General features: G+C 65.4%; 15 protein-coding genes and 1 pseudogene. 8 read left to right on the top strand and 8 right to left on the bottom strand.

The genetic code is table 11. The features are described 5' to 3' along the window. The first annotated feature begins 83 nt into the window (after window positions 1-83). From XH79_RS12110 to XH79_RS12090, 5 genes are all read left to right on the top strand, one after another. Entirely contained in the window at window positions 84-461 is a 378-nt protein-coding gene (locus tag XH79_RS12110; protein WP_271581811.1) for a hypothetical protein, read from the top strand. 113 nt (window positions 462-574) lie between these two features. Further along, window positions 575-883, top strand: a complete 309-nt coding sequence (locus tag XH79_RS12105) for a hypothetical protein (RefSeq protein ID WP_271581810.1) — start codon at window positions 575-577, stop codon at window positions 881-883. A 138-nt stretch (window positions 884-1,021) separates the two neighbouring features. Continuing rightward, window positions 1,022-1,342: a hypothetical protein gene (locus tag XH79_RS12100; RefSeq protein WP_271581809.1), complete on the top strand. Its 321-nt coding sequence runs from the start codon at window positions 1,022-1,024 to the stop codon at window positions 1,340-1,342. Window positions 1,343-1,349: 7 nt separating this feature from the next. Next, window positions 1,350-1,523 carry a hypothetical protein gene (locus tag XH79_RS12095; protein WP_271581808.1) on the top strand — a complete coding sequence of 58 codons (174 nt, stop codon included), beginning with the start codon at window positions 1,350-1,352 and terminating at the stop codon, window positions 1,521-1,523. Window positions 1,524-1,615: 92 nt separating this feature from the next. Next, complete coding sequence (locus XH79_RS12090) at window positions 1,616-5,200, top strand: CHAT domain-containing protein (protein ID WP_271581807.1); 3,585 nt, start codon at window positions 1,616-1,618, stop codon at window positions 5,198-5,200. Window positions 5,201-5,279: 79 nt separating this feature from the next. Here XH79_RS12090 and XH79_RS12085 read toward each other — a convergent pair whose 3' ends face one another. Further along, a complete protein-coding gene (locus XH79_RS12085; RefSeq protein WP_271581806.1) occupies window positions 5,280-6,065 on the bottom strand; it encodes a bestrophin-like domain in 786 nt (261 codons plus the stop codon). Between the two features lie 27 nt (window positions 6,066-6,092). Then, window positions 6,093-6,245: pseudogene (locus XH79_RS12080) on the bottom strand (JAB domain-containing protein); the annotation flags it as partial. 158 nt (window positions 6,246-6,403) lie between these two features. Between XH79_RS12080 and XH79_RS12075 the strand changes: the two are divergent. Beyond that, on the top strand, window positions 6,404-7,099 hold the full coding sequence (locus XH79_RS12075; protein WP_271581805.1) for a tetratricopeptide repeat protein: 696 nt from the start codon (window positions 6,404-6,406) through the stop codon (window positions 7,097-7,099). 14 nt (window positions 7,100-7,113) lie between these two features. On the opposite strand, the gene radC is transcribed toward XH79_RS12075, so the two are convergent. The 4 genes from radC to XH79_RS12055 all read right to left on the bottom strand — a co-directional run bounded on the left by radC (window position 7,114) and on the right by XH79_RS12055 (window position 11,074). Continuing rightward, entirely contained in the window at window positions 7,114-7,839 is a 726-nt protein-coding gene (radC, locus tag XH79_RS12070) for a RadC family protein (RefSeq protein ID WP_271581804.1), read from the bottom strand. A 57-nt stretch (window positions 7,840-7,896) separates the two neighbouring features. Then, complete coding sequence (locus XH79_RS12065; RefSeq protein WP_271581803.1) at window positions 7,897-8,742, bottom strand: intradiol ring-cleavage dioxygenase; 846 nt, start codon at window positions 8,740-8,742, stop codon at window positions 7,897-7,899. An 80-nt stretch (window positions 8,743-8,822) separates the two neighbouring features. Next, entirely contained in the window at window positions 8,823-9,641 is an 819-nt protein-coding gene (gene map, locus XH79_RS12060) for a type I methionyl aminopeptidase (protein ID WP_211404281.1), read from the bottom strand. Between the two features lie 116 nt (window positions 9,642-9,757). Then, entirely contained in the window at window positions 9,758-11,074 is a 1,317-nt protein-coding gene (locus XH79_RS12055; protein ID WP_212345582.1) for a mechanosensitive ion channel family protein, read from the bottom strand. 207 nt (window positions 11,075-11,281) lie between these two features. Between XH79_RS12055 and XH79_RS12050 the strand changes: the two genes are divergently transcribed. Together XH79_RS12050 and XH79_RS12045 are read left to right on the top strand one after the other, a co-directional pair. After that, a complete protein-coding gene (locus XH79_RS12050) occupies window positions 11,282-13,075 on the top strand; it encodes a potassium/proton antiporter (protein ID WP_271581802.1) in 1,794 nt (597 codons plus the stop codon). 272 nt (window positions 13,076-13,347) lie between these two features. Beyond that, the gene (locus XH79_RS12045; protein ID WP_271581801.1) at window positions 13,348-13,608 is read left to right on the top strand and encodes a hypothetical protein; all 261 of its coding nucleotides are present in this window, start codon (window positions 13,348-13,350) and stop codon (window positions 13,606-13,608) included. Window positions 13,609-13,626: 18 nt separating this feature from the next. On the opposite strand, the gene modC is transcribed toward XH79_RS12045, so the two are convergent. Continuing rightward, on the bottom strand, window positions 13,627-14,289 hold the full coding sequence (gene modC, locus XH79_RS12040; protein WP_271581800.1) for a molybdenum ABC transporter ATP-binding protein: 663 nt from the start codon (window positions 14,287-14,289) through the stop codon (window positions 13,627-13,629). A gap of 2 nt (window positions 14,290-14,291) precedes the next feature. Beyond that, window positions 14,292-14,987 (bottom strand): molybdate ABC transporter permease subunit, encoded by a 696-nt coding sequence (modB, locus tag XH79_RS12035; RefSeq protein ID WP_271581799.1) that lies wholly within the window; start codon window positions 14,985-14,987, stop codon window positions 14,292-14,294. Between the last annotated feature and the right edge of the window lie 36 nt (window positions 14,988-15,023).

Below are 15,023 nucleotides of genomic sequence, written 5' to 3'. Positions count from 1 at the left end.
CGGCACGGAGCGGATCGCCCACCGGGGAACCCGCAGGGTCGTCCGCCCGTTAGCAACGGACACGGTTCGGCAAGGAGGCCTGCATGGCCAAGCGTGTCCTCGCGATCGGCATCGAGCCCGGCGTTGCGGATTACAGCGCATTCCCGCAGCTCACGCCGGAGCTCGTGCGCGACTACATCGAGGCGCAGCTGTTGCGTCTGCGCGATCGCGGCTTCGAGGTCACGAGCTGCCTGATCGACCTCGACGCGGCCGCGGAAGCCGCCGTGACCGCCGCGCTGCGCGAGGAGCGTTTCGACTGCATCGTGATCGGCGCCGGTCTGCGCGAGCCGAAGGAGCGTCTGCTGCTGTTCGAGAAGGTGCTCAACCTCGTCCATCGCCTCGCGCCGGAGGCCGCGATCTGCTTCAACACCACGCCGGCCGACACCGCCGAGGCCGTGCAGCGCTGGATCGAACCGGGATGACCGGCTCACGGCCGGTTCGAGCCGGCGGGCATCAATCCTTCAGCACAACCACCCGTTGACGTCGGCGAGATTGTCGAACAATCATGTGCCTCGTCATCACCGGTGGGAATCTCATGTCCAGATTTGTGCTGCTGCTCGTCTGCGCAACGATCCTTGCAAGCTGCGATGCCGTCAGCACGGTGACGGAGGGCTTCAAGCAATCGAAAGCCGTGGAGACCGACCTCGAGCAATCGACCGGTGTCAAGCCGGCGGTCGGCTTCAACTGGCACAATGGCAGGCTGGTGTCGGTGACGGTTCAATTCCCGCGCGTCTATGAAAACAAGCCGCTGAACGAACTCGCAGGGCTCGTCCGCGACGCCGTCGCCAAGGATTTCAAGCAGACACCCGAAAGGATCGTGCTGGCCTTCGCGGTCGACAAATGAGGCCGGCGCGACCGGCATCCCGCGGGGGGATGGGACCAGGGCGACATTCCTCCGCGCCTCGGGATGGACGGAAGGCGATTTGATCTGGCCCGAAGCCCCGCCGGGCGCTAAGACTCGGCTCACCACAGGGAGAGCAGCATGTTTCGAGGTCTTCGCATTGGAAGTTTCGGAATCGCGGCTTGTCTGACGGTCGCGATGGCGGTGCCGGTGCATGAGGCGGCGGCCCAGGATGCCATCGGCGGCGCGATCATCGGCGGTGTCGGCGGAGCGATCCTCGGCGGCGCGCTCGGTGGAGGTCGCGGTGCGGCCATCGGCGCCGTCGTCGGTGCCGGCACGGGCGCCGCGATCGCCTCCGAGGGCGAGCGCCGCCGCTCCGGTTATTACGCCTATCAGCGCGGCTGCTACATGCAGCGGCCCGATGGCTACTACGTCCGGGTCGATCCCCGTTATTGCTACTGAATAGGTCTTGCTGCCGAAGATGACGCGAGCGGCCGGCCTGCCGCTTCAAGATTTTCTCGCCGACTGCCTGCTGCGCATCTCGGCTGCCGGATTGAGACAGGCGCGCGACATGCGCGCTGCGCGCGTTCGTCGCGATTTCCAATCTTTACGTGATGCATTTTTCATCATAAACTACAAGTAGTATATTGACCTGATTTTTTCCTCGAATGCGGCCCGACATTTGTCGATGAGCCGGTTCGTCCTGATCCGCACTTCTCGAAAGGGCAGGCTCGCATGGCGCGCTCGGTGGTGCTGAACAATGCCGATGAATGGACCGTGGTTGCCGAAAGCGCGGGAGGCGGCCGCCGCTCGACGCGTCGCCGGGCAGCAGAGCCGTCACCGGTCATCCCGGACATGTTCATCGCGTCGCAGGTGCAGATCGATCGCACCATGGAGCTTGCGCCGAAGGCCGCGCGCCGGCGCGCCGGGGTGCCGTTGATCGATCTCTCCGTCGTCCCGGAGGCGGGCAGCACCTACGCGCTGGCGATCAGGCACGCCTCCGGCGCGCTCACCTTCCACGGGCCGGAGGTCGAGATGGACAGGCGCGGCCGGCGATCGGCGGCGCCGGTCAGCCTGCGCTTCCGCGTCCCCCTGCGAGGTGCCGCGATAGCGGGAGAACGGCGCGGTGCCGTGAGCTCGGCGATCAAGTTCGCCGTCCTGAAGGTGACCGGCAAGATCGCGGATGCGCTCCTGCCCAAGCTCGCCGCCAAGGTCGAGGCGGCACTGTGGAGGAGGGCGGGCCTCTCCGAAGGCTGGTTCAGGCTCGACGAGAATTCGCTGAGATCCGGCACGTTGCAGCCGGGCAAGCCCGCGGCAAGCGGTCCTGCCGGACGCGCGCTGCTGTTTCTTCACGGCACGTTCTCGCACACCACATCGTCCTTCAAGGAGCTCGCGAGCCCGCAATTGTTCGCGCGGCTGCAGGCGACGTATGGCGATCGCATCTATGCCTTCGATCATTTCACCGTCAGCAAGACGCCGGAGGACAATGCCAGGGAGCTGCTCGACGGGCTGCCCGACCGGGAGACCGAGTTCGACGTGATCACCTATTCGCGCGGCGGTCTCGTGCTGCGAAATCTGGTCGAGCGCAGAAGCGCGTTCGGGAACGCCTCCAGCCGCTTCAAGCTGCGCCATGCCGTGCTGGTCGCCTCGCCGAATGACGGCACGCCGCTGGCGACGCCCGCCCGGTGGGAGGCCACCATCGGCTGGCTGGCCAATCTGCTCGAGCTCTTTCCCGACAACCCGTTCACCTTCGGTGCGGGGCTCGTCGCCGATGCGGTGGTGTGGATCGCGCAGCGTGCGGGCGGCGCCTTGCCCGGCATTGCGGCGATGGACACCGGCGGAGAGATGGTGGCCGATCTGCAAGAGCCGCCCCCGCCGCCGGCGTCGGCCTACTCCGCCCTGGTTTCGAACTTCACCCCGAGCGGCAATATCCTCGCGCGCATGGCCGATGTCGGCGTCGACGCCTTCTTCGGCGGCGCCAACGATCTTGTCGTGCCGAGCGCGGGCGGATGGCTCATCGATCGCGCCGACGGGCAGCCCTCGATCCCCGGCGAGCGGATCGGCTGCTTCGGTCCGGGCGGAAACTTTCCCGCCAATCTGCCGGCGGTGCATCACCTGAACTTCTTCGGCCGTTCCGAGACTGCGAGCTTCCTGACCGAGGCGCTTGCGGGAACGCCGCATGGATTGCCGCCGATCAATCCCGCGCTGATGCTTCCCGACAGCCGAGGCCGGCGGGGCATGGGTGAACGGCTGGCCGTTCCGCTGCCGGCGCCGCAGGCGACACCGGTGCTGCCGCCTCCGCCGCCGGCACCTGCCCAGGCCGCGGCTGCGCCGCCGCCGCTCTCCGCACCTTCCAAAGTCTCGGTGTTCAGCGACGCGCTGCAACTCACCTTGATAGCGCCGCGGCCGCTCGAGCAGAAAGACGACGCGGACGAGGCCGGCAACACCGAGCCGGCTAAGGCCAAGTCAAGCCGATCCAGGTCAAGTCGGGTCAAGTCGAGCCAGATCAAGTCAGCCAAGGTCAAATCGGGCAAGAGCGGAAAGGCTGGTGTCGTCACGCCGCAGCCGTATCAGTTGCTGGCGACCTATGGCGGTGCCCGCATCGTCGAGCCCTTCACGGCCAGGGGTGGTGAAGCCGGGCAGCGCTGGCACGACATCATCGCCATGCACGAGCGGATGAAGAGCTATGTCGACGGCAAGCTCGGCTTCGATGCGCCGACCGATGAGGAGCTCGTCAAATACGGAACGCTGCTCTTCGACACGCTGTTTCCGCGAGAAGTGCGCCGGCTCTACGACGTCGCGCGCTCGCGCGAGGAGCGTAACGGACATCTCAACGTCATCTTCACCTCGATGATTCCGTGGATCGCCGACAAGCCCTGGGAGTTCGCCTTCGATCCGGACCGCAAGACATTCCTCGCCACCCAGGAGCTGCATTTCATCCGCAATGCGCTGACGGCGATGCCGGTCGAGGTCGCCAAACCCAGGCCGGGCCCGCTGCGGATTCTCGTGGCCGTGGCCCAGCCGATCGGGACCGCGAAGCTCTCCTCGGAACAGGAGGAAGCGGTCATCAGGCGCAGCTTCCAGCCTCTGATCGATGCCAATCTGGTCGTGATCGACGTGTTGCGCGCGACGACGCCGACGCGGCTGCATCGATGGATCTCGGCGACCAGCTACGACGTCGTGCACTTCATCGGCCACGGCTCCTTCGACACCGAAACCGGGCAGGGCTTCCTGCTGTTCGAGGATGACAAGGGCGCCGTGCTCGAGGTCGGCGCGCGCAATGCCTGCGAAATCCTCTGCCAGCGCGGCATCCAGCTCGTGTTTCTCAACGCGTGCGAGACCGGGCGCGGCGAGGCGGTAGGCAAGGCCAAGCGCAAGGCGGACTTCAACCGCGGCATCGCGCCGGCGCTGGTCGCGAACGGTGTTCCGGCCGTGGTGGCGAACCAATTCAGTGTCCGCGACGACGCCGCGACCGAATTCTCGCAGCATTTCTACTGGTCGCTGGCGCAGGGAGCGACGTTCGGCAGCGCGGCCCGGGAAGCGCGGATCGCGGTCAATTACTCGACCAGTCACGACACGATCGACTGGGCCGTTCCGGTGGTCTATGCGCGGGATCCGGAGGGGCGGATTTGCGAGTTGCGCGAGCTGCCCAAGGACGTGCTGCTGACGCCGCTGGTTTCCTCCAGCGCCAGAAGCGCCACGATCCGGCACAAGTTCCGCGTGGCGGTGTGGGACGTCAACCACGTCTTCCCCGAGCTCGAGCACACCGTCCAGCGCCTGAACGGCGTCCAGGGCCGCTACGGCTTCGAGGTCGTCGACATTTCGGTCCCGCTCGGCGCCTGGCAGCGCCCGAAAGGGGACGGACTGCAACTGAATGCCGACATTGCCGCGCGCGGGCTGAACAACAAGCGCCAGGAGCTCGGCGTCGATTTCCTGTTCTGCATCGTCGACAAGCCGCTGATGTTCCAGCAGGACGGCAAGACGTACACCGATTACATCTGCTGGTGGCCCGACCAGGGAGGGGAAAACATCATCATCTTCGGAGCATTGTACGAGGACAAGCCGACCCATGGCCCCGGGGCAGACCACATGATCGCGAATGCGATCGTGCAGGGGCTGACCGGCATCCTGGCGGATCGCGGCACGCACAAGCGGAAGGCCGGAGGTGCCAAGCATTGTCCGCTCTATTTCAACGGCGAGCTCGACATGAGCCTCGATGTCGGATCGCAGCGCTTCGATTCCATCTGCGAACGCGAGCTGAAGAAAACCATTCCCGAGGACCTCACGGCGCTGAAATCGTTGCTTGCCGCGTTCGATTGACGCCGGGCATCGCCCGCCGCGCGTCGCGACGCGGTCTAGGCGAGAAGCGGTGCACCGATGGGCGCGACCGCGGGGCGGTCTACTTGCCGGGGTCCGTCGGCATGACTTGCAGCAGCGGATCCGGCTGGATCGAGATCTGTCCGGCGAACGGCCGGTCGTGCGCGGCGATGAGCAGGACCGAGGTCGCGACCCCGGTCGCGAACAGGCCCATCGCGACCGCCGATCCCAGGCGGTTGTCGCAATGGACGAGGCCGATCACCAGCAGCGCGCAGGCGGCCTGGAGGTACAGGCACCACCACTTGACCGGGTTCACCGCGGCGAGGCTGACGATGATCCGCTGCCGCCGCGCATCCAGCGCCTGCTCCAGCGCGGCGATCAGCTCGCGCTGCACATTGGCCTGACCGGTGCCTTGCGGCGTCATCGTGATGACGAGCTGCAGCGCATCGGCGAGCGCCGGCGGCGTCACCTTCAGCGAAGCCTCCTGGTGCGCCATCATCGGCCATTCCACCGCGACGGCCTGTTCGACATAGTCGCGGATGCGGCTGCGCAGCTTCGCATCCTGCTCCGCCGGCAGGCCCGCGGCCAGCAGCACGGCGCTGCGCAGCGCGCTGGCCTCGCGGCTCACCGCGGCGCTGGCGCGGTCGCTGTCGCCCCAGACCTGCGCCGCGGTGAAGGCGACGAACAGGCCGAAGATGATGCCGAGCACCGGCAGCATGCCCGGCGAGATCGCCTTGAGCGATTTGGCGCGCTCTTCCGTTGCGACCAGCGCGATGGAAACGAACACCACCGCTGTCAGCAGATAGGTGAAACCGAAGATCACCAGCGCCATCCAGGGCACCGGCAGATTGTGCAGCCAGTCGCTCATGCTGTTCTTGCTACTTGATTCGGGGGCCTAGATCAGCCGCATCCCGCGCAGGCTGGCGTGGCCGCTCCTGCCGACGATGATGTGATCGTGCACGGCAATCCCGAGCGGCTTGGCGATGTCGATGATCGCCTTCGTCATCTGGATGTCGGCCTGCGAGGGCGAGGGATCGCCGGAGGGGTGAAGACTAATATGCGGGTTATCGCGATGATCTGGTTTGCATTTTTAACTCGTCGCTCCAGGGAGGTGAAGATGCCGCAGCCTCGTTTTCCTTCCCGCGGCGAACCTGTTCTCCGTTTTGAGTACCAAGATATGATGGTTCAAACTCAATCGGAATTGACATGAAGTTTGTGGCCCTGGCCTTTTCGTGCCTCTTGTTCTTCTCAATGCCCGCCAAGGCGAATGACGCGGACACCCTTAATGCGATGGTGGCGTTGGCCAATAAAGGAGATGCCGAGGCGCAATATCATGTCGGCATGATGTACAATAATGGCATTGGCACAGAACAGGATCGCAGGCAGGCATTCGAGTGGTTTCAAAAATCGGCTGCGTCCAACGATCCTCTGGGCGCCTATAAGCTTGGTTGTTATTATGACGGGCAAGGCGCGGGCATTGTCGCCTTCGACGCAGATCAGGCCTTGAAGTACAAGCTTGTTTCCGCCGAAGCGGGTTATGCGCTTGCCCAAAACGATGTCGCCGTCCTCTATGACAAACGAGGAAATTCAGAAGAAGCGCTGAAATGGTGGAAGATGGCAGGCGATCAGGGATATCCCGGCGCCCTCTTCAGCCTGTCCCGCGTGTACTCGGCGGGAAAAGGCGTGCCGAGAGACGTCTCTCTATCGTTTGCGTATTTCAAACTCTCGAAAATCGCTCCCAAGAAAAACGTGGATGAGATGGCTTCAATGCTGTCCAAGCCGGAGCTTGCGACTGCAGAAAAACTGGTTTCCGAATGGAAGCCACAGCCAACTGCTTTGACGCTCAAGGCCAAGAGCGGCTTCAGAGCGGCGGAAGAACACCTGAAGACCAGCAAGAATTAAGTGCCTTGAATGCCTTAGATCAGCCGCATCCCGCGCAGGCTGGCGTGGCCGCTCCTGCCGACGATGATGTGATCGTGCACGGCAATCCCGAGCGGCTTGGCGATGTCGATGATCGCTTTCGTCATCTGGATGTCGGCTTGCGAGGGCGAGGGATCGCCGGAGGGGTGGTTGTGCACCAGGATCAGCGCGGTCGCGGACAATTCCAGCGCGCGCTTGATCACCTCGCGCGGATAGACCGGGGTGTGGTCGACCGTGCCGGTCTGCTGCACCTCGTCGGCGATCAGCTGGTTGCGCTTGTCGAGGAAGAGCAGGCGAAATTGCTCCTTGTCTGAAAACGCCATGCTGGTGCGGCAATAGTCGATCACCTCATTCCAGGACGACAGCGCGTTGCGGCTGTTGACCTCGCCCTTGGCGACGCGGTGCGCGGCGGCGGCGATCAGCTTGAGCTGGTTGATTGCGGATTCGCCGACGCCGTCGATCTCCCGCAAACGCGCCACCGGGGCATGCACGACCTCGGCGAACGAGCCGAAGGTCTTGATCAGCATCTTCGCCAGCGGTTTTGTGTCGCGCCGCGGCAGCGCCGGAAACAGCGCCATCTCCAGCAGCTCGTAGTCGCTGAGCGCATCCGCGCCCGCACTATAGAAGCGCTCGCGCAGCCGCTCTCGATGGCCGTGATAGTGCGGCGTGTCCTCCGGCTTGCTCGGCGGATCGCTGGATTTGCTGCTGGTCCTGGCTGGCATCGCACGGCAGCATCGCCGCCGCGCAGCGCTTTTGCAACCGTCAATTGAGGCAGCGGGTCAGCGCGCCCGCTTCAGTCCCGGCACCAGCGCAGCCAATCGGTCCTTGATCGGGCGTCCGAACATCGCCCCGCCCATGCCTGCTGGCGGCGGTCCCGGCGGCGGTCCGCCGCCCAGGCCCGGTGGTGGGCCGGCACGTCCGATCGTCGCCTCCGCGCGGCGATCGACGCCGAGCGTCAGGCTCGCCACATAGCGGTCGCGCTCCTCCTTCACCGCGCAGAAGGCACGATGCTGGGGATCGGAGCGTTCGATGACCTGGTCGTTGGCGTTGATCACCATGCGCTGTCGTGCGCGGCCGACATAGTCCGGCACGTTGGTGTAGATGAATTCGTTCAGCGCGTCGGGCAGGAAGGTTTGCCCGGTCAGCACGGTGCGGTCGTCGAGAAACACCTTGAAGTGGATGTGCGTGGTGCGGCCGTCATACCAGCCGGGATAGATGGTGTTGAAGGTGACCCAGCCGGCCTCGTCAGCGATTTGCGTGCCACGCAAGAACGTCTTGCCGGTCGCATCGATGTTGTGCGCATCGCTCTGGCCGGGAAAGGCCGAATAGAGCCCCTTCGCGTCGCAATGCCAGATGTCGACCCGCGCGCCCCTGATCGCGGTGCAAGGACCCGCCTCGATCACGCGCAGCCGCAATGTCAGCGGCACGCCGGGCTTGCCCTCGGCGATGTCGGATCGAACGAGCTTGGGATCGGAATAGAACGGCCCTTCCTCCGCCTGCGGCGTCAGGATGCAGGCGGGCTCACTGTCGGTCGCAGCAGGCGCAGCCTCTGCCCGGCCCGGCAGCAGACCCGCGGCGCTGGCCGACACAAATCCGAGAAAGCTGCGGCGCGTCGACGTGCTCACTCGATACTCCTGTCCACCTCTGACGAGAGAACGTCATCGGCCGGGAGGACGGCAAGATCGCGCTGCGATGATGGCGGCAATCAGCCGATCTGTTTCTCGCCGTGTCTTTCCGACAGCGTGAAAATCTCCACGCCCGTGGCCGTCACGCCGACGGAGTGCTCGAACTGCGCCGACAGCGAGCGGTCGCGGGTCACCGCGGTCCAGCCGTCGGAGAGGATTTTGACATGCGGCTTGCCGAGATTGATCATCGGCTCGATGGTGAAGAACATGCCGGGCTTGAGCTGCACGCCTTCGCCGGGCCGGCCGATATGGATGATGTTCGGCTCGTCGTGGAACATGCGTCCCAGGCCATGGCCGCAGAAATCGCGCACCACGCTCATGCCCTGCGGCTCAACGAAGCTCTGGATGGCGTGGCCGATGTCGCCGGTGGTGGCCCCGGGCTTCACCGCGGCGATGCCGCGCATCATCGCTTCGTAGGTGACTTCGATCAGCCGCTCGGCCTTGCGCGCGATCGGGCCGACCGCATACATCCGGCTGGAATCGCCATACCAGCCGTCGACGATGAAGGTGACGTCGATGTTGACGATGTCGCCTTCCTTCAGCGGACGGTCGCCGGGCATGCCGTGGCAGACCACGTGGTTGAGCGAGGTGCAGGTCGAGTAGCGATAGCCGCGATACATCAGCGTCGCCGGATAGGCGCCGTGGCTGAAGGCGAAGTCGCGGACGAATTCGTCGATCTTCGAGGTGGGCACGCCGGGCCCGACGATGTCGGTGAGCGCGTCGAGGCACTTGGCCACCAGCGCACCCGCCTTGCGCATGCCGGCAAAGGCGGCGGGCCCATGCAGCTTGATCTGTCCGGTCTTGCGCAGGGAGGTATCGGTGGCTTCGACGTAGCTCATGCGGGTCAGGTCTTTGCGGGCTCGGATGTGGCGGAAAAGGCTTGATTTCAGGCCCTAATCTAATGATCGCGGGCCTTCATGCAAGCTGGGCGTACCTTTTGCGCCCAAAACCGGGCCTAATTCGGGACTTCTACGGTGGTTTCCACCGGCAGGGCGCCGCCGCGGACGCGGATTTCGCGGACGGGGTAGGGAACCCGGATGCCCTCGCGCTTGAAGGCGTCCCACAGCGCCAGCATCACGTCGCTCTTGACGTTGTCCATGCCGTCGGGGTCCGCGATCCAGAAGGTCAGCGAGAACTTCATGCCGGCTTCCGCGAACTCGGTCAAAATGCTGTTCGGCGCCTTGCCCTTGGTGGCGCGCGGATGGGCGGCGGCGGTCTCGGCGGCGAGCTTGGTGACCAGGCGCGGGTCGGCGTCGTAATTGGTGCCGAAGGCGATCTTCACCAGCGTGTTCTTGTCGGTATAGGTCCAGTTGACGACCTTCTGCGTCACCAGGTCCTCGTTCGGCACCAGGAATTCGCGGCCGTCGCCGGCGGCGACGGAAATATAGCGCGTCTTCATCGCGCTGATCCGCCCGGTGTTGTCGCCGATGGTGACGAGGTCGCCGGGCTTCACCGATTTGTCGGCGAGCAGGATGATCCCCGAGATGAAATTGGCCACGATCTTCTGCAGGCCGATACCGATGCCGACGCCGACCGCGCCGGAGAACACCGCGAGCGCGGACAGATCGATGCCGACCGCGCCGAGCGCAATGACGATCGCGACGGCAAGCAGTCCGATGCGGATGATCTTGACCAGCAGCACCTGCACCGACGGCGTCAGGTCGGTGGTCGAGTTGATCCGGCTCTCGGCGAAATTGCTCGCGATGTTGGTGGCCCATAGCGCGATCAGCAGCAGCGCGCCGGCCTTGATCACCAGCAGCGGCGTCAGCCTGAGGCCGCCGAGCACGATCGCGAAGGAGTCGAGCAGATCGACGGTCGTGTCGAGCTGGCCGATGATGGACAGAGCCGCGACGAACCAGGCCGTGATCGACACCAGCTTGACGATGAAGGCGTTGCGCAGCACCGAGGTCACCAGCCGGATCACGAGCCAGGCCAGCCCCATCTTGGCGGCGACCATCAGGAGATAGGAGCGGCTCGGCCAGGTCGCGTGGTACATCACGACGCGCGAGATGATCACCAGCAGGGTGAACACCGCCGTCGAGGCGCTCGACATCATCACCCGCGAGAAGTGCCGGAGCGGCAGCGGCCAGCCCATGGCCAGCGATGTCATGTCGACGCGATTGCGGATGCCGGCCTCCGCGGCATAGGCGATGCCGGCTGCCGCGAGAATCAGGCCAAATTGCAGGTAGAACCAGGGTGAGGAGATCTCCGCCCCGACGCTGCGTGCGGTCGTCTGCACGAACTCCATGAAGTCTTTGAGGTCCATGTCCATCGGTCTCGTCGGGAAGCGGGGGAAGATTGATTCGAGGGCGCCGCAGAATCCCACAGAGGGTGCTGCCCGGACATCGATACACCGCGAAGTGAAGCGCGTTAAGGCCGCAAAATACGGGCAGATTGCCGCGAGCGGAAGAAAATGGGTTGGCGCGCGAGTCTGCCGACGATAAGGATGCAAATCCAGCGATTTTTACCCGGAAGGTGGATGGCCTCCCTCGACTCCTTCAGCCTCACCATATTGCTCGGCGCCGTCCTCGTCATGGCCGGTATCCTGTCGAGCCTGCTTGCGCTGCGCTTCGGCGCGCCCTTGCTGCTCGTGTTCTTGGCCATCGGCATGCTCGCGGGAGATTCCGGTCCCGGGCAGATCCAGTTCAACGACGTCGGCACGACCTATCTGGTCGGCTCGGTGGCGCTGGCCCTGATCCTGTTCGACGGCGGCCTGAAGACGCGCTTTGCCAGCATCCGCACCGTGCTCGCCCCGTCCCTCGTGCTCGCCACCGTCGGTGTGCTTCTGACCGCGCTGGTCACGGCGCCGTTCGCCAAATACGCGCTCGATCTCAACTGGACGGAAGCGCTGCTGGTCGGCGCCGTCGTGGCCTCGACCGACGCCGCCGCGGTGTTCCTGCTGGTCCACACCCAGGGCCTGCGCCTGCGTCCGCGCGTCGGCGCGACGCTGGAGGCGGAGTCCGGCACCAACGATCCCTTCGCGATCTTCCTCACCTTGATGCTGGTCGAGTACATCTCGCTAGGAACGGGCACGGCGGGTCACGTGCTGATGGAGTTCTTGCAGGAGGCGGTGCTGGGCGCCGTCGTCGGCTTCTTCGGCGGGCGCCTCGTCGTCATCGCGCTCAACAAGGTCGCGTTGCCGCAGGGCCTGCACGCGCCGTTCGTCACGACCGCAGCGCTGGTGATCTTCGGCGGTTCGCAGATCATGCACGCCTCGGGCTTCCTCGCGGTTTATCTCGCCGGCATCATCATCGGCAACCGGCCGACGCGTGCGCATAATTCGGTGGTGACCTTCCTGGATGCGGCGACCTGGCTGGCGCAGATCGTGATGTTCGTGCTGCTCGGCCTTTTGGTCTCGCCGAGCCGGTTAGGGGCCAGCGTGCTGCCGGCGGTCGCCGTCGCGCTCGTCCTGATGCTGGTCGCGCGGCCGCTCGCGGTGTTCGTGTGCCTGGCGCCGTTCCGCTTCAACTGGCGCGAAAAGATCTTCATCGCCTGGACCGGCCTGCGCGGCGCGGTCGCGATCTTCCTGGCCTCGATCCCGATGCTGGTGGGCCTGTCGAAGGCCTATCTCTATTTCGACGTCGCCTTCGTCGTCGTCATCATCTCGCTGTTGCTGCAAGGCTGGACGCTGGCGCCCGCCGCGCGCAAGCTGCACGTCGCGCTGCCGCGCGCCGAGCGCGGTCCGCGCCGCGTCGAGCTCGATCTGCCCGGCCAGCTCGAGCAGCAGCTGGTCGGCTACCCGGTGCGCCCCAAGAGCCTGTATTTCCGCCGCGGCCTGATCCCGTCCTGGTCCAAGCCGACGCTGGTGATCCGCAACCAGAACATCCTGACGCCCACGGAAGCCGATCCGATCGCGCCCGGCGACTACATCTATCTGCTGGCGCCGCCGGAAAAGGCCGAGTCGCTCGACCGCTTCTTCGTCGACATGCAGCCGAGCTCGGCGCCGGACCCGCATCTGCTCGGCGACTTCATGGTCTCCGGCGAGCACACGCTGGCGGAGCTGGCCGGGATCTACGGCGTCAAGGTGAGCGACGACGAGAGCAAGCTGACGCTCGCCGACTATTTCGACGTCCATCTCGACCGCGCGCCAAAGGAAGGCGCCGAGCTCGCGCTGGACGAGATCGTCCTCGTCGCGCGCAGCATCTCCGGCGGCCGCGTCAACGTCGTCGGCCTGCGTCTTCCGGAAGAGGACGAGACACCGCCGCCGCTGACGCGCAGGCAGGCGCTGCGGAAGAAGCTTGCGGATTTGTGGACGTCGGTGGCGGGGGTCTGACGCTGCCGTAGGGTGGGCAAAGGCGCCCTTGCGCCGTGCCCACCAGCAGAAGACGTGGGCACGGCGCGCGAAGAGCGCGCCTTTGCCCACCCTACGAAGGTCGTCGCGGGGATACAATGTCGCCCTCGCCACGATGACATTGCCAGACAACCGCCACCAAATCGCCGCAACCGCCGAAGATTTGCGCGGCTTCGTGACCCCCGCATCCGGAACGCTCCGCGGCGTGGCTCGTTCTTCGCGTGACGGTCAACGTCTTTGACGGGAGCAGTTCCATGCGAAGTTTCATCCTACCTGCCATCGTCGCGATCGGTCTTGGATCGGCTGCGCCGGCGATGGCCTATGACACCGGCGACCAGGTCTCGATGCAGGTCGCGCTCGATGTCGCGGCCGACATCGGCGTCATGACGGTCTCTCACACCCAGTTCCTCGGCGATGAATGGCAGATCGAAGGCCGCGATCGCGCCGGGCGCTGGATGGAAGTTGATGTCGATGCCCGCACCGGCGAGGTCCGCAACGTCGACCGCGGCTGGTAGCCATCCGCGGCGACGGCTCTACGTCAGCACCTTGACCCCGCCGAACGACGTCACGCGGCCCTGCTTCAGCATCACGATCTGTGTCGCGAGCTGGCGCAGTTCGGCGGCGTCGTGGCTGACATAGACCATGGGGACATTGGCCTCGTCGCGCAGCCGCACCAGATAGGGCAGGATCTCCAGCTTGCGGCCCTCGTCGAGCGCACCGAGCGGCTCGTCGAGCAGCAATAGGCGCGGCTTCGACAGCAGCGCGCGGCCGAGCGCGACGCGCTGGCGCTCGCCGCCGGACAGCTTTCCGGGGCGGCGATCAAGCAGCGCGCCGATGTCGAGCAGGTCGATGATGCGCCTGTGTTGCGCAGGATCGGGGGCAAGTCCGTTCATCCGCCTGCCGTAGTCGAGGTTCTGCGCAACGCTCAGATGCGGAAACAGCCGCGCATCCTGGAACACATAGCCGATGCGGCGGCGGTACGTGGGCACGTGAATGCCGGCCGCGGTGTCGTCCACGGTCTCGCCGTCGATCACGATGGTGCCGCGGTCGGGCCGCAACAGCCCGGCGATCATGTTGACCAGCGAACTCTTGCCCGCGCCCGAGGCGCCGAACAGGCCGATGACGCGCCCTTCGCCGGTGAAGGACGCGTGAAGCGAGAACTCGCCGAGCTGTTTTTCGATGTCGACCCGCAGCATGGTCAATTCCCGTGCAGGCGTTGCGTGGCGCGGCGGGCGAACCATTCGGCCGCGATCAGCGCGCCGATCGCGATCACGATCGAGACGATCACGAGCCGGCCCGCCGCGGCATCGCCGTCCGGCGTCTGGATCAGCGAATAGATCGCGGATGAAATCGTCTGGGTCTCGCCGGGAATGTTGGAGACGAAGGTGATGGTGGCGCCGAACTCGCCGATCGCCTTGGCAAAGCCCAGCACCATGCCGGCAAGCACGCCGGGCAGCGCCAGCGGCAGCGTCACCGTGAAGAACACTTTCCATGGCGCAGCGCCAAGCGTCTCCGCGGCCTGCTCGAGCCGGCGGTCAATCGCCTCGATCGACAGACGCATCGGCCGCACCAGCAGCGGAAACGCCATCACGCCGCAGGCGAGCGCCGCACCGGTCCAGCGGAACGCGAAGACGATGCCGAGATAGTCCGCCAGGAATCCGCCGACGAGGCCGCGGCGGCCGAAGGTGAGCAGCAGCAGATAGCCGGTGACGACAGGCGGCAGCACCAACGGCAGGTGCACGACGGCGTCGAGCACCGACTTGCCCCAGAACTCACGTCGCGCGAGCAGCCATGCCAGCGCGATGCCGAACGGCGTTGCGACCAGCGTAGCGACGACGGCGACCCTGAGCGAGAGCAGGATCGCCGTCCATTCGGCGGGAGAGATCTCGAACATCAAGTCGTAATATCAGGTCGCAAAAACCAAGTCGCA

Source organism: Bradyrhizobium sp. CCBAU 45389, assembly GCF_028128625.1.
Classification (GTDB): Bacteria; Pseudomonadota; Alphaproteobacteria; order Rhizobiales; family Xanthobacteraceae; genus Bradyrhizobium; species Bradyrhizobium liaoningense_B.
Note: the sequence above shows the minus strand (reverse complement) of the source record. Positions and strands in the feature narration are given on the sequence as shown.